Origin of the sequence: Gordonia amicalis NBRC 100051 = JCM 11271 (assembly GCF_000332995.1) — a bacterium.
Lineage (GTDB): Bacteria > Actinomycetota > Actinomycetes > Mycobacteriales > Mycobacteriaceae > Gordonia > Gordonia amicalis.
The window spans coordinates 1-13,663 of sequence record NZ_BANS01000036.1; the positions used below are offsets into that span (position 1 = coordinate 1).

Genomic DNA, 13,663 nt, shown 5'->3' on the forward strand with positions numbered 1-13,663 from the left:
CCCCCGAGCCTCCGAGAAGAGCCCCCTCCACCCGATCCCTCAAGAAAGAGAGCGACAATGGGTTTCAACACCGCCGACATGCCGCCGGTCGATCCGGCGAAGTTCGGATCTTTACCCTTCATGGAACGCATGCGCCTGCTCGCAACCCACTGGTGCGAGTACGGCTTCGGCAGCCCCAAGAAGCTGCACATGCTCTACGTCTACAAACTGATCTTCTTCACGGTTGTCGGCCTGCTGCTGGTCGGCCTGACCACCCCGGCGCTCGGCGGCTTCGGCGAGATCGGCTCGTGGTGGACCGAGCCGATCGTCTACGTGAAGCTGATGGCGTGGACCACGCTGTTCGAGGTCCTGGGCCTCGCCTCGTCGTCGGGACCGCTGGCGTTCAAGTTCTCGCCGTTCATCGGCGGTTGCCTGTACTGGTTGCGCCCCAAGACGATTCGTGTTCCACCATGGCCGGGCAAGGTGCCCTTCACCGCCGGTGACACCCGTCAGCTGTGGGACGTGGCGGTCTACGGCCTCATCCTGCTCAATCTGGCGTTCCTGGTCTGCTTCCCGGGACAGGTCACCGACCGCGTTCCCGGCAGTGAGGCCGGCCTGCCCCCGCAGTGGGCGATGTTCAGCTACATCGGGCTGATCGTGCTCATGGGCCTGCGCGACAAGACGGTCTTCCTGGCCGCCCGCTCGGAGCAGTACCTCGCCGCACTCCTGATCTTCGCCTCGGCCGGTTCCGTGGTCGAGATGATCATCGCGGCCAAGATCTTCATCTTCGCGAGCTGGTTCGGTGCCGGCATCTCCAAGCTCGGCCGCCACTTCACCCTGGTCGTCGCGCCGATGGTGTCGAACACCCCGTGGATCACCTCACGGCGTCTGAAGCGATCGCTGTACCGCAACTTCCCGGAGGACATCCGTGCCTCCAAGGTCACCAGCTCGATCGCCCACATCCTGGGCACCATCGTCGAGCTCGCGTTGCCGCTGATCCTGCTGTTCTCGACCAACACCACGCTCACGCTGCTCGCCCTGATCGGCATGACCGGGTTCCACATCTTCATCATCTCCACCTTCCCGCTGGCGGTGCCGCTGGAGTGGAACGTCTTCTTCATCTTCTCGGCGTGGTTCCTCTTCTGGGGTCACCCGGCCGGTGAGGGCTGGGCGGTCACCGACATGAGCACCGGCTGGTTGCTCGCCGCCATCGTGATGGCCGCGTTCTTCCCGATCCTGGGCAACCTGCGTCCGGACCTCGTCTCCTTCCTCCCGTCGATGCGGCAGTACGCCGGCAACTGGGCGTCGGCGACCTGGGCGTTCCGTGGACGAGAGGTGGAGGACAAGCTCAACCAGCATCTCGTCAAGTCCAACCTGAACCAGATCGACCAGCTCACTGCGGCATTCGGCAATGAGGTTGCGGAGATCTTCATGCAGAAAGCGGTGGCCTGGCGCACCATGCACAGCCAGGGGCGAGCGCTGATCTCGCTGATGATGCGCCACACCGACGAACTCGACAACTACGTGATCCGTGAGGCCGAGTTCGTGTGCACCACCCTGATCGGCTGGCAGTTCGGCGACGCACACCTGCACAACGAGCAGACCATCGCCGCGGTGCAGCGACGCTGCAACTTCGCACCTGGCGAGGTGATCGTGACCTGGACCGAGTCCCAGCCGATCCACCGCAACTACATCGAGTACAAGGTGATCGACGCGGCGATCGGCGTGGTGGAACGCGGCACCTATGTGGTCGCCGACGCCACCGAGGAACTGCCGTGGCTGCCCAACGGGCCGATCAAGCACACCGTCACCTGGACGCGCCCCGGATATGTTGCGCCATCGGACGGTTCGCAGTACGTGCAGCAGTCTAGGGTGAATGCATGAGTCGTGGAGTAGTGGTCGGCAGCGGGCCCAACGGACTCGCTGCCGCCATCACCCTCGCCGCCGCCGGTCTCGAGGTCACCGTCCTCGAGGCCGCGGCGGTGCCCGGCGGTGGAACCAGGTCGGCCGAGGTCACCGTCCCCGGCCTGGTGCACGACGAATGTTCGGGCTTCCACCCACTCGCGCTGGACAACGCGTTCAGCAGGCGTTTCGACCTCGCTGCACACGGATTGCGCTGGGCCGCTCCACCTGTGCAGTACGCCCACCCGCTCGACGGTGGTGACGGTGCAGCGGCCTATCGCTCGGTGGACGAGACCGCCGACCAGTTCGGTGATTCCGCCCGTCGGTACCGGCAGCTCTTCGGCTCGATCACCGGCAAGTTCGATCGCATCGCCGGGGAGTTCCTCCAGCCCATGCTCCACGTACCGCGGGACCCGTTCCCGCTGGCGCAGTTCGGGATTCCGGCGGCTCTGCCGGCCACCTGGGTTGCCCGGTGGTTGCGCGACGAGCGGGCGGCGGCACTGTGGACGGGAGTGGCGGCGCACGCCTTCCATCCACTCACCACACCGCTGTCGTCGGCGATCGGCGTCGCCCTGGGCACCGCCGCACATCGCTACGGATGGCCCGTCGCGGTCGGGGGGTCGGCGACGATCAGCCGTGCGATGATCGCACTCCTGGAGTCGCTGGGCGGAACGGTGGTCACCGACACAACCGTCACCTCACTCGACCAGCTCGACTCCCCCGACGTCGTCCTCCTCGACACCTCGCCACAGGCGGCGGCCGGCATCCTCTCCGGCAAGCAGCCAGAGCGCGTGGCGCGTGCCTACCGCCGATACCGGCATGGGCCGGCGGCATTCCAGGTGGCATTCGCCGTCGAGGACGGCATCCCGTGGAGCTACGAACCGGCACGTCGGGCCGGGACCATCCATGTCGCCGGGAGTTCCTCCGAAGTCGTGGCCGCCGAACGCGACACCTGGTCGGGGCGGATGCCGTCGAAACCCTTCCTCTTGGTCGGGCAGCAGTATCTGGCCGATCCGGACCGCGCAGCGGGCAACCTCGTCCCGGTGGATGCCTACGCCCATGTGCCTGCCGGGTTCACCGGTGACGCAAGGCAACTCGTCGTCGATCAGATCGAACGATTCGCCCCCGGCTTCACCCGGCGCATTCGCGCATCGCATGTCCGCGCAACAGCCACGATCGCCACCGACAACCCCAATTACGTGGGTGGCGACATCACCACCGGCGCCAACTCCGCGCGCCAGTTGATATTTCGTCCGCGAGTGGCGTTCGACCCCTACTCGACCGGCGTCGACGGCGTCTACCTGTGTTCGGCGGCGACGCCACCGGGGGCCGGTGCACACGGCCTGTGCGGGTTCCATGCCGCGAACTCGGCCCTGAAGAAGCTCGAACGCGGTGGCGGCCCGCAGGCCTCGAGGCAACAGGATTCGACCCAACAGGGTTCGTCCTGATGAGCAACGGCGCTCTCGGACGCCGGCTGGTCTCCCCCGATTCACCCGACGCGGCGGAGATCATCCGGCTGTCCACCATCGTCGGCGAGCGGCTCGCCGCGCGCAGCGATGAACTGAGCGAGTCGATGACCACGGCGATCGAGAACGGCCTCGAGGAGCTCAACGACCCCGACCTTCTCGAGTTGTTGCGAGCGAGCGTCGCCGCCAACATCGCGACGATCCTGCACATGATCCGCAACAACATCCCGCTCGATCAGGCGCCACCGGTCACCGCAGCGACCGAGTATGCCGATCGGTTGGGACAGCGGGGCATCCCCGCCTCGTCGCTGCGGCGGGCATACCACTTCGGTTCCGATGACCTGCTGGCCAATGTGTTCGAGGAGGTGAGAGAGCTCGACACCTCTCCCGAACTGCGGCTGCGGGTGCTGCACCACTTCTCCGGCTGGCTGCACAAGTACGTCGACTGGATCACCCGTGTGGTTCTCGACGTACACGAGGAGGGCCGCCGGTACTCGGTCGAACAGAACGCGACCGTGGTGTCGACGATGGTGCGGCGGGCGCTGCAGGGCGACCTCACGAGCACGGACGAGTTCACCGTCAGGACCGGCTATCCGCTGACGCGCACCCATCTCGCGGCCACCCTGTGGATCGACCGCGCCAACCCGGGCACCGACAACACCGCACTGCTGGAGTCCCTGGCGCACGACGTCGCAACCACTCTCGGCTCCAGAGCACCCCTTTTCACCTCGGTGGACCGCAGCACCGCGTGGGTCTGGTACCCCGTGGCCGACGCCGATCCCGAGGTGGTCCGACCAGTGCTGTCCGTGGTGCCGGGCGCACGGATGGCCTTCGGCTCCCCGGCACCCGGACTCGAGGGATTCCGGGAGAGTCACCAGCAGGCCGAGAGTGTCAAGCATGTGGCGGCGGTGTCGACGAATCAGGCGATGACAGTGGTGGGGCACGGCTCGGGCGGCATGTCGATCATCGCGATGCTCGCTCGCGATCTACCCGGCACACGACGCTGGGTGCGCGATGTCCTCGGACCGCTCGCCGCCGACACCGAGGCCGCCGAGCGACTGCGCGACACCGCCCGGGTGTTCCTCGACTGCGGCAACAGCTACGTCGCGACGGCCGAGGCCCTCAACATGCACCGCAACACCGTGAAGTACCGGCTCGGACGAGTCGTCGAGGAGTTGGGTCACCCGATCGGCGAGCGTCGCCTCGACACCGAACTGGCCCTGCACACCGCACACGTCCTCGGTGCGGCGGTGCTGTGAGCGCGCGATCGGTCCCATGACTGCCTGACCACCCCGTGCGATCGGCAAGCCGCTGTGGTCGGATGGACGGGTGGCGACGACTCACGACAGAGCACCGATGATGATCACGGTCGGGTCCGCACGTCCGGCGGCGGTCCGGCCATGACCCTGATCGGCACCGATCCCACCACCGAATTCCTCACCCGGGCAGGCATTCTGGATCCCGATCTGCCGACCACCCGAATCGTCACGCACGGCGCGGTGGTGTTCCTCAACGGTGATCGTGCATGGAAGATGAAGCGGCCGGTGCGTTATCGCTACCTCGATTTCTCCACCCCGGAATTCCGGCACGACGCACTCGACGCCGAACTGCGCCTCAACCGGCGCATCGCCCCCGGCGTCTACCTCGGACTGCACAAGGTGGACGACGCAGACGGCAACAGCGATTGGGTGCTGGAGATGCGTCGCTTCGACGACGACGCACTGCTGTCCACCCGGGCCGAGCGCGGCGATCTCGACGACGCCCTACTGCGACGACTGGCGGAGCTCACCGTAGAACTGCACGCGGCGTCGGAGATCTGCCCCGACCCGCACGGTGCCGCGCGCATCCAGGAGGTCGTCGACGGGAACCTGGGGAGCATGTCGGCGTTTCCGGAGATCCTCGATCCCTCGCGAGCGAGGCTGCTGACCGATCGCCTGACCGCGATGATCAGCGCTCACTCCGATCTGCTCGACACCAGGGCCCGCGCCGGTCGGGTCCGGCACGGTCACGGTGACCTGCATCTGGGCAACATCGCGGTGATCGACGGCGAACCGTTGCCTTTCGACTGTCTCGAGTTCGACGCCGACATGGCCACCACCGACGTGCTCTACGACGTCGCGTTCCTCGTCATGGACCTGTGGGCACGAGATTTGCGGCATGAGGCCAACGTGGTGGTCAACAACTACCTCGACCTCTCTCCTGCGGACGAGGACGGCTATTCGCTGATGCCGATCTTCCTCTCGGTGCGTGCGACGGTGCGCGCTCATGTCGCCGCCGCCGAAGGGGCCGTCAGCAAGGCCCACGACTACCTCGACCTCGCCCTGGCAGTCGTCGATCCGGCACCGGCACGGCTGGTCGCGATCGGCGGCGGATCAGGCACCGGGAAGTCGACCGTGACCCGCGCCATCGGAGCGGAGTTCGTCCCGGCACCGGGCACTCGCATTCTGCGCAGCGATGTGCTGCGCAAGCGCCTCGCCGGGGTGCCGGAGCACACCCGGCTCCCGGCAACCGGCTACACCGTGGAGATGGGTTCCCGGGTGTATGGAGAGCTGTGCCGGCTGGCCGCTCAGACGCTGGGTGGCGGGATGAGTGTGATCGCCGACGCGGTGTTCGGCCGTGCCGCACAGCGCGACGCGATCGCCGGCGTCGCCGAGACACTTGCTGTCCCGTTCACCGGCATCTGGCTCGAACTCGACGAGGCCGAACGCATCGCGCGCATCGAGGCGCGCGGCGCCGACGCGTCGGATGCCGATGCGTCGGTGGCACGACGACAGACCCGGTCGCTGGAGACCCCAGGGGCCGAATGGGTGCACGTCGACGCCGGCGCCGGGGTTCTCGATCGAGTGCGGCACGCACTCGGCCTGCCCGGGTCCGCCGGCACCCGATAGCGTCCGGTCAGCCGCGAGGGAGCGGCTTGACCAATGGGAACAGGACGGTCTCGCGGATTCCGAGACCGGTCAGGGCCATCAGCAGACGGTCGACGCCCATGCCGGTTCCGGTGGTCGGGGGCATGCCGTACTCCATCGCGGTGAGGAATTCCTCGTCCAGGACCATGGCCTCGTCATCACCGGCGGCGGCGAGTCGTGCCTGGTCGATGAAGCGCTCACGCTGGATCACCGGGTCGACGAGCTCCGAGTAGCCGGTGGCCAGCTCGAACCCGCGGACGTAGAGGTCCCACTTCTCGACCACGCCGGTCACCGACCGGTGCGCGCGGACGAGCGGCGAGGTCTCGACCGGGAAGTCGCGGACGAACACCGGCCGGGTCTGCTTCTCGCCGACCATGTGCTCCCACAGTTCCTCGACGAGCTTGCCGTGGCCGTAGCCCTTGCCCTTGGGGACCTCCAGGCCGACACGATCAGCGATCGCCAGCAGCTGGTCGACGGTGGTCTCCCCGGGCGCACCCGCGGGCACGATCTCCTCGCCGAGCGCCTCCGACAGCGACGGGTACATCTCGAGGGAGGTCCACTCGCCGGACAGGTCGTACGTCGAACCGTCGGGCATGATCGGGGTCTGGGTACCCAGGGCGGCCTGCGCAACCTCCTGCACCAGCTCACGGGTCATGACCGCGGAGTCGTCGTAGGTGCCGTAGGCCTGATAGGTCTCGAGCATCGCGAACTCGGGCGAGTGGGTGGAGTCGGCGCCTTCGTTGCGAAAGTTGCGGTTGATCTCGAAGACGCGCTCGATGCCGCCGACGACGCAGCGCTTGAGGAACAGCTCCGGCGCGATGCGCAGGAAGAGGTCCATGTCGAAGGCGTTGGAGTGCGTCACGAACGGACGCGCCGCGGCACCGCCGTGCAGGGTCTGCAGCATCGGGGTCTCGACCTCGAGGAACCCTCGACGCCCCAGCGCCGCACGGAGTTCGGCGATCACCTGGATGCGGGTCCGGGCGTTGTCACGGGCCTCCGGACGCATGATGAGGTCGACGTAGCGCTGCCGCACCCGGGTTTCCTCGTTCATCTCCTTGTGGGCAACCGGCAACGGCCGCAACGACTTCGACGCCATCTGCCAACCATCGGCCATCACCGACAGCTCGCCGGTGCGAGAGCTGATGACCTCGCCGGAGATGAAGACGATGTCGCCGAGGTCGACGTCGGACTTCCAGCGGGCCAGCGATTCCTCGCCGACGCCGTTGAAGCTGACCATCGCCTGCAGTTGGGTGCCGTCACCCTCCTGGAGGGTCGCGAAGCACAGCTTGCCCTTGTTCCGCAGGAAGATGACGCGCCCGGAGACACCGACGTGCCGGCCGGTCTCGGTGCCGGCCTCGAGGTCGGGGTAGGCGGCGCGGATCTCGCCGAGGGAGTGGGTGCGCGGAATCGAGACCGGGTATGCCTCGCGGCCCTCGGACAGGATGCGCTCGCGCTTCTCGCGGCGGATTCGCAACTGCTCGGGAGTCTGGTCGTCGGCGTCCGGGGTCTTCGCGGCCGCGGCGGAAGCGGCGGTGGTCGGGCTGTCACTCACCCCACGCACCCTATCGGTGCCGGTCACCGACTCCCAACTCGCCGCAGTCGCTGTGACAGCGGTGACAGACCGCCAGTGGTTTCAGCTCTCGTGCGCGGAGATGACGGCGAGTTCGTCTGCGCGGAGGCGACCGTTGACCTTGGCCTGGCGCATCCGGCGGTGCCCGCCGACGACGAACACCGCGCCGTGTATGCCCCTCGCCTGCAGGTGCCAGGCCAGCCACTCGGCCTCGTGGCCGTCCTCGCTGACGAGGATCCAGCGGGAATCCGTGCGCGCCGCGGTCAGCGACTCGGGGGTGCCGGGGGTGAGCCGGTCGAGGACCTCGACGGCGTCGATGGCGAGTGCGCCGAACAGTGCGCCGTCGACCTGGCGTCGGCGATGCGAGCGGACGTCCACGGGTGTCGCGCCCTCGGCGACGGCCTCCGCATAGTCGCCGACCTGCAGCGACAGGGGTGCGGCCGGTGCCGGAGCGACGATGGGCGCGGTCGCGGCGAAGGTGGTGCGGGACAGAACAGGGGTAGCAACCGAAGCGGTCATGAGAGGGAGTCCTCGGGTGATCGAAAACGAGCGGGGAGCGCGAAGGAGGGCAGCCGCAGATGCGGTACTAGCCCTGACAACACTCCTGACAGCTCTTGATCACGGCGACGAGTATGCCACAGCTGCGCGCCTGGGACCAGACTCGAGTGACGACTACCGCACCGGTGGTTGCCAATCCTGAATGCGCCGCAGCCGGCGGTCGAGTGCCGCATCGGGGGCCGCCCGCAGGGCCAGCTCGCGCAGGCGGACCGCGGGTCCCGACCGCCACTGACCGACCCGTCCGATCACCGACGCCTGGCGAGCGATGCGTCGGGTGCGACGCCGTCGTAGACGGTCGTAGGTTCGCAGGGCCTCGTCGACGCCTGCTCCGCCCTGCCCGAGCAGCGCGGCCAGGGTCGCCGCGTCCTCCATGGCCTGGTTCGCCCCCTGGCCGAGGTTCGGGGTCATGGCGTGCGCGGCGTCGCCCACGAGCACGCGCCGGCCCCGGACGAAGGTGGACAACGGACGCGCCAGTTCTTCGATGGGTAACACTCCGACGTCCGTCGGATCGGTCGCGTCGAGGATCTCCCCGATCGGTGCATGCCACCCCGAGAACCGTTGCCGCACTTCGTCGATACCACCCGGCTCGCCACTCTGCCCGTAGGTGACGGAGGCGAACCAGTAGACGTGTCCGTCCGGCAGCGGGGCGATGCCGAACCGCTGACCGCGTCCCATCGTCTCGCCCGCCGCGTCGAGGTGGACGGGCCGTGCGGTGACGGCTCGCCACGCGACATATCCGCGGTAGGCCACACCCGGGTCGTCGGCGACCGCGGGCCGTACCCGACTCCGCAGACCGTCGGCTCCGACGACCAGGTCACAGCTGTCGATCGACGTGCCGTCCTCGAGCCGGACCGACCCGTCACGAACCTCACGCACCGCGGTTCCGGTCCGGATCTCCACGCCCGACCCGAGCCGGCCGAGGAGCGCCTCGTGGAGATCGCCGCGGCGCACCACCCGGAGTTGCCCGATCGCCGACGGGTCGAAGCGGGTGAGCCAACGTCCGTCGGCGCGACGTGTTCCGTTCACGGTGGGTGAAACCCCGACGGCGTCGGGAACCGCCGCCCGGAGGCCGAGCGTTTCGAGCGCGCGGAGCCCGTTGCCGAACAGGCTGAGTCCCGAACCTCCCCCACGAACCTCCGCCGACCGCTCGAGCAGCGTGACCTCCGCGCCCATCGACGACAACCCGGCAGCAGTGCACAACCCCGCGATGCCTGCACCGACGATGACGACCTTCATCCCAGACCTCTCCACACGGAGAAGAATGACGGGTCGACCATCGCTGTGGCTGTAGGACTTCGGTTGACATCGTGTACCACTGGTGCCGGGAACTGGGCTGCGGGTGTGGATGCCGCACAGTGGGTCGGGTGGGGTGACTTCGCGTCCATCTCAGTGGCTTCCGAGGGAAATGTGCCCTTCGTGGGTGCTCACGGGGACGAGTTCCTCAGCCGCTTGCCGCACGTCATGAACGGCTTGGCGAAGCCGGCTCACCTCACCCTCGGGGCCCGCGTCAGCGGGAAAGAAGTGAGGTCGCATGCGACATCGCTCCGGCGCGCACCGGTCCGGAGTGCCCCGACGGACCGCTGGTGTGGGGTCCTTCCGGATCAGGCAGCGAGGGATGCGCTCCCTCGGCTCAGTCAACGCGATGTCCGGGTCCTACTTGCCCCGACGAGGGTTGGCCTTGGACCGCTCATGCACCAGCCGCAACCCCTCGAGGGTGAGGTGCGGGTGGTGGTCGGTGAGCGACCGGCATTCGTCGAACATCAGCGGGGCCAGGTAGCCGGTGGCGACCACGGTGACGTCGTCGCCGTCGAAGCCGGGCACGGTGTCGCAGACGCGATCGACGAGCGCGTCGACCTGGCCGGCGAATCCGTAGAGGATGCCCGACTGCAGGGCCTCGACCGTGTTCTTGCCGAGCACGCTTCGTGGCGGCATCAACTCGACCTTGCGCACGGTCACGGTGTGCTCGGAGAGCGCCTCGACCGCCAGGTTCACGCCGGGCGCGATGGCGCCGCCGAGGAATTCACCCTTCGCCGACACCGCGTCGACGACGGTCGCGGTCCCGAAGGCCACCACGATGCAGGGGCCGCCGTATTCATGATGCGCGGCAAGGCAGTTGGAGACACGGTCGGTACCGACCTCCTTCGGGTTGTCGACGAGCAGCGGCACACCTGTCCGCACGCCGGGTTCGAGCAGGACGTGCGGGCCGTCGCCGAAGTAACGGGGCAGCATGACCCGCAGCTCGCGCAGCAACGAGGGCACCGTCGACAGGGCACTGACCCCGGTGACCTGCTCGATGTCCGAGCCGAGCATGCCGCGAAAGACCCAGGCGAGTTCGTCGGCGGTGTAGTTCGGGTCGGTGTGGATACGCCAATCGCGCACCAATCGCGCGTGATCCCCTGCTCCGGCGTGGACGCCGAGGTGGATGTTGGTGTTGCCGACGTCGACGGCGAGCAGCATCGGTGGCTCCGGGTCGCTCGTCGGTGTCAGACCGCGGAGTCGGCGAAGACCGGGCCGTCGAACTGCCGCGGGTCGAGCAGACCCGAACCCTCCGGCGCATGCGCCGGGTCGTCACCGGATTCGAGGATGCGGTTGTGGTCGTCGACGAAGACGACCTGCGGCGCATAGGCCTCCAGTTCGGCCTCGTTCAGCATGCCGTAGGCGATGATGATGACGAGATCCCCGGGGTGAACGAGATGTGCTGCGGCGCCGTTGATCCCGATGACACCGCTGCCGCGCTCCCCGGCGATCGCGTAGGTCACCAGTCGGGAACCGTTGTCGATGTCGACGATGGTGACCTGTTCACCCTCGAGCAGACCCGCGGCGTCGAGCAGATCCTGGTCGATCGTCACCGACCCCACGTAGTGCAGATCCGCCTGGGTCACGGTGGCGCGGTGGATCTTCGAGGTCATCATGGTGCGCAGCATGGGTCAGTGTCCCCCTGTGTCGGTCGTGGATGTGGTTGCGGGTCCGGAGAGTTCTTCTTCGAGTGCGGCGAGGCCTCCGACGTTCACGCCGACGTTGTCGATGAGGCGGGCGGGTCCGAGGCGCGCGGCGACGAGCAGCCGGGCGGCGCCCTTCTCCGGGGCGTCCTCCAGTGCGCGGCCGCGGAGGGCCAGGTATTCGACGTCGATCTCGGGCACGGTGTCGAGCACCGCCTGCGCCGCCGCGACGATCGCGTCCCGGCCGCCCTCGGCGGAATGCGCCCCGGCCACCAGCGCGGCCGACAACGTCGTGGCCAGCTCCCGCTGCTCCGGGCTGAGGTAGCGGTTGCGCGAGGACATCGCCAGCCCGTCGGATTCACGGACCGTCGGGACCCCGACGATCTCGACGTCGAGATCGAGGTCGGTGACCATCTGCTTGATCAGCACGAGCTGCTGATAATCCTTCTCGCCGAAGTAGGCGGCATTGGGTCCGACGATGTTGAGCAGCTTGAGGACAACTGTCAGCATCCCCGCGAAGTGCGTCGGGCGGGAGATGCCGTCGAGGATCGCACCGGCCCCGCCGGGGTGCACCGTGGTCCGCTGCCCGTTGGGGTACATCGACGCAGCGTTCGGCGCGAAGACCAGTTCGACGCCGAGCGACTCGAGCAGCGCGAGGTCGGCGTCGAGGGTGCGTGGGTACGCGTCGAGGTCCTCGTTCGCACCGAACTGAAGCGGGTTGACGAAGATCGAGACCACGACGATCGTGTTGCCCTTGGCCTTCGCCGCGCGCACAAGCTGGAGATGTCCGGCGTGCAGCGCTCCCATGGTCGGGACCAGCACCACCCGCTTGCCCGCGGCGCGCAGCGTTCTGGTCACCCGGGTCAGGGTCGCCGGTTCACGGTGCACCGTCATCTGACCGGCCCTGTAGGTCGGCGTCTCATCGGGCGGGACACTCACAGCATCTCCTTCGATAGGCGGTGTCGGGTCGGTGACCTCGGTGCGGGTCATCGCCCCTCCAGGAGGTCGAGAAGTGCGGCCGGCGCGTCGGTGCGCGCCGCGGCGCGACGAGCCATCGTGCGGTAGGCCTCGGCGATCCCGCGTTCGCCGGAGCCGCCGGGGACGGCGCGGAGCGCGGCGAGGTGTCGTCGAACGGCGGCGGCGTCGCCGCGTGCCACCGGACCGGTGAGCGCCGACGGTCCGAGTTCGAGCACGTTGCTCAACGACGCGGTGACCAGCGGGGTGAGGATGCGTTCGGCGAGTCGCGCGCCGCTCCCGTCGACGGTCGCGACGTCGCGTCCGGAATGGTCGATGGCGGCGTTCAGCGCGGCCACGGCGTCGGAGATCAGCGCGATCAGGTGGTTGGCACCATGCGCGAGCGCCGCGTGGTAGAGCGTGCGGTCGGCTTCGGCGATCCGCACCGGTTCCCCGCCCATCTCCAGGACCAGCGACGACGCGATGGCCTCCCCGACGGGGTCGGCGGCGGTCACCGCGAAGCAGGCGTTGGTCAGGCGCGCGGTGTCCTCCGCGGTGCCGACGAAGGTCATCGCCGGGTGCAGGGCCAGCCCGAGCGCCCCACGCGAGGTCACCGGCGCGAGGATGTCCACCCCTTGGGCACCGGCGGTGTGCGCGACGATCGTGCCGGGGCGCAGCGAACCCGACGCCGCGATCTCGTCGATCACCGCGCTCAACTGGGCATCGGGCACGCTGACCAGCAGCAGTTCCGAGCGGGCGACGACGGCGCCGAGGTCGAGGATCTCGGAGTCCGGAAGGCGCTGCGTTGCTCGAGCGCGCGACTCCGCGGACCGGGCGACGACCGCGCCGACGACGTGGCCGGCCTTCTCCAGGGCCTCGCCCAGTGCGGTCCCGACGCGTCCGGCGGAAACGATGCCGACGGTGAGGCGGGCGGGTGCGGGCAGATTGGACGTGCCGGGAAAAGGGTCGGGGTGAACCGGATACGGGCGATCGCCGAAAGCGTCCTCAGCAGAGCTGCCGAGCGAGTGCCCGGCATGAGTGCCGGAAGCGTCGTCGCCGCCGGCCTGCCGTGCGAACGGCACGCCGGGATCACCGATCGGTGAGGTCACCGCTGTCCTCCGTGGTTCGTTCCAGTCCCGTCGTCGCCGGATTCCGCGGGGAGAAGCCTTACTCCTCAGCGGCGTCGGCACGGGTACCAGACGTTGCAGAGCCAGGGTAGGACTCTCACCGCGGTCCGAGCCAGCTGTGTGACAGGTGTCACCCGGCATGACGGTCCTCCACCGGTGTCGCGCGGCGGCCTCGCCGGTGTCCGACGCTCGACGTACCCCGCTGTGACCTGGCCCGAACCGGCGTACTCTGAGGCCGTCCGAGGCGTGTCATCGCTCCAAC

The 13,663-nt window shown here is 68.4% G+C and carries 11 protein-coding genes; 4 read left to right on the forward strand and 7 right to left on the reverse strand.

Features of this window, described 5'->3' with window-relative positions:
- Nucleotides 1-57 precede the first annotated feature (57 nt).
- From GOAMI_RS16765 to GOAMI_RS16780, 4 genes are all read left to right on the forward strand, one after another.
- Nucleotides 58-1,863, forward strand: a complete 1,806-nt coding sequence (locus tag GOAMI_RS16765; RefSeq protein WP_006437752.1) for a DUF3556 domain-containing protein — start codon at nt 58-60, stop codon at nt 1,861-1,863.
- Nucleotides 1,860-3,329, forward strand: coding sequence for a phytoene desaturase family protein (locus tag GOAMI_RS16770; protein ID WP_006437753.1), 1,470 nt, complete (start codon nt 1,860-1,862; stop codon nt 3,327-3,329). The genes GOAMI_RS16765 and GOAMI_RS16770 overlap by 4 nt, the downstream gene beginning before the upstream one ends.
- Nucleotides 3,329-4,606, forward strand: coding sequence for a PucR family transcriptional regulator (locus GOAMI_RS16775; protein ID WP_006437754.1), 1,278 nt, complete (start codon nt 3,329-3,331; stop codon nt 4,604-4,606). The genes GOAMI_RS16770 and GOAMI_RS16775 overlap by 1 nt, the downstream gene beginning before the upstream one ends.
- Nucleotides 4,607-4,747: 141 nt before the next feature.
- The gene (locus GOAMI_RS16780) at nt 4,748-6,235 is read left to right on the forward strand and encodes a bifunctional aminoglycoside phosphotransferase/ATP-binding protein (protein ID WP_006437755.1); all 1,488 of its coding nucleotides are present in this window, start codon (nt 4,748-4,750) and stop codon (nt 6,233-6,235) included.
- Nucleotides 6,236-6,242: 7 nt separating this feature from the next.
- On the opposite strand, the gene lysS is transcribed toward GOAMI_RS16780, so the two are convergent.
- The 7 genes from lysS to GOAMI_RS16820 all read right to left on the reverse strand — a co-directional run bounded on the left by lysS (nt 6,243) and on the right by GOAMI_RS16820 (nt 13,383).
- Nucleotides 6,243-7,805: a lysine--tRNA ligase gene (lysS, locus tag GOAMI_RS16785; RefSeq protein WP_051995434.1), complete on the reverse strand. Its 1,563-nt coding sequence runs from the start codon at nt 7,803-7,805 to the stop codon at nt 6,243-6,245.
- A gap of 81 nt (nt 7,806-7,886) precedes the next feature.
- Nucleotides 7,887-8,342, reverse strand: coding sequence for a hypothetical protein (locus GOAMI_RS16790; protein WP_006437757.1), 456 nt, complete (start codon nt 8,340-8,342; stop codon nt 7,887-7,889).
- Nucleotides 8,343-8,495: 153 nt separating this feature from the next.
- Nucleotides 8,496-9,617 (reverse strand): FAD-dependent oxidoreductase, encoded by a 1,122-nt coding sequence (locus GOAMI_RS16795; RefSeq protein WP_006437758.1) that lies wholly within the window; start codon nt 9,615-9,617, stop codon nt 8,496-8,498.
- 417 nt (nt 9,618-10,034) lie between these two features.
- Nucleotides 10,035-10,838: a type III pantothenate kinase gene (locus tag GOAMI_RS16800; protein WP_006437759.1), complete on the reverse strand. Its 804-nt coding sequence runs from the start codon at nt 10,836-10,838 to the stop codon at nt 10,035-10,037.
- A 26-nt stretch (nt 10,839-10,864) separates the two neighbouring features.
- Nucleotides 10,865-11,305 (reverse strand): aspartate 1-decarboxylase, encoded by a 441-nt coding sequence (panD, locus tag GOAMI_RS16805; RefSeq protein ID WP_006437760.1) that lies wholly within the window; start codon nt 11,303-11,305, stop codon nt 10,865-10,867.
- Nucleotides 11,306-11,308: 3 nt separating this feature from the next.
- Nucleotides 11,309-12,214 carry a pantoate--beta-alanine ligase gene (panC, locus tag GOAMI_RS16810; RefSeq protein ID WP_374978483.1) on the reverse strand — a complete coding sequence of 302 codons (906 nt, stop codon included), beginning with the start codon at nt 12,212-12,214 and terminating at the stop codon, nt 11,309-11,311.
- Between the two features lie 92 nt (nt 12,215-12,306).
- Nucleotides 12,307-13,383 (reverse strand): Rossmann-like and DUF2520 domain-containing protein, encoded by a 1,077-nt coding sequence (locus GOAMI_RS16820; protein ID WP_040004931.1) that lies wholly within the window; start codon nt 13,381-13,383, stop codon nt 12,307-12,309.
- Nucleotides 13,384-13,663 lie beyond the last annotated feature (280 nt).

Excerpts from the sequence above, each read along its gene's own strand:
- GOAMI_RS16765 (WP_006437752.1), top strand. The coding sequence starts at position 58 with ATGGGTTTCAACACCGCCGACATGCCGCCGGTCGATCCGGCGAAGTTC.
- GOAMI_RS16770 (WP_006437753.1), top strand. The coding sequence starts at position 1,860 with ATGAGTCGTGGAGTAGTGGTCGGCAGCGGGCCCAACGGACTCGCTGCC.
- GOAMI_RS16775 (WP_006437754.1), top strand. The coding sequence starts at position 3,329 with ATGAGCAACGGCGCTCTCGGACGCCGGCTGGTCTCCCCCGATTCACCC.
- GOAMI_RS16780 (WP_006437755.1), top strand. The coding sequence starts at position 4,748 with ATGACCCTGATCGGCACCGATCCCACCACCGAATTCCTCACCCGGGCA.
- GOAMI_RS16790 (WP_006437757.1), bottom strand. The coding sequence starts at position 8,342 with ATGACCGCTTCGGTTGCTACCCCTGTTCTGTCCCGCACCACCTTCGCC.
- GOAMI_RS16795 (WP_006437758.1), bottom strand. The coding sequence starts at position 9,617 with ATGAAGGTCGTCATCGTCGGTGCAGGCATCGCGGGGTTGTGCACTGCT.
- GOAMI_RS16800 (WP_006437759.1), bottom strand. The coding sequence starts at position 10,838 with ATGCTGCTCGCCGTCGACGTCGGCAACACCAACATCCACCTCGGCGTC.
- panD (WP_006437760.1), bottom strand. The coding sequence starts at position 11,305 with ATGCTGCGCACCATGATGACCTCGAAGATCCACCGCGCCACCGTGACC.
- panC (WP_374978483.1), bottom strand. The coding sequence starts at position 12,214 with ATGACGGTGCACCGTGAACCGGCGACCCTGACCCGGGTGACCAGAACG.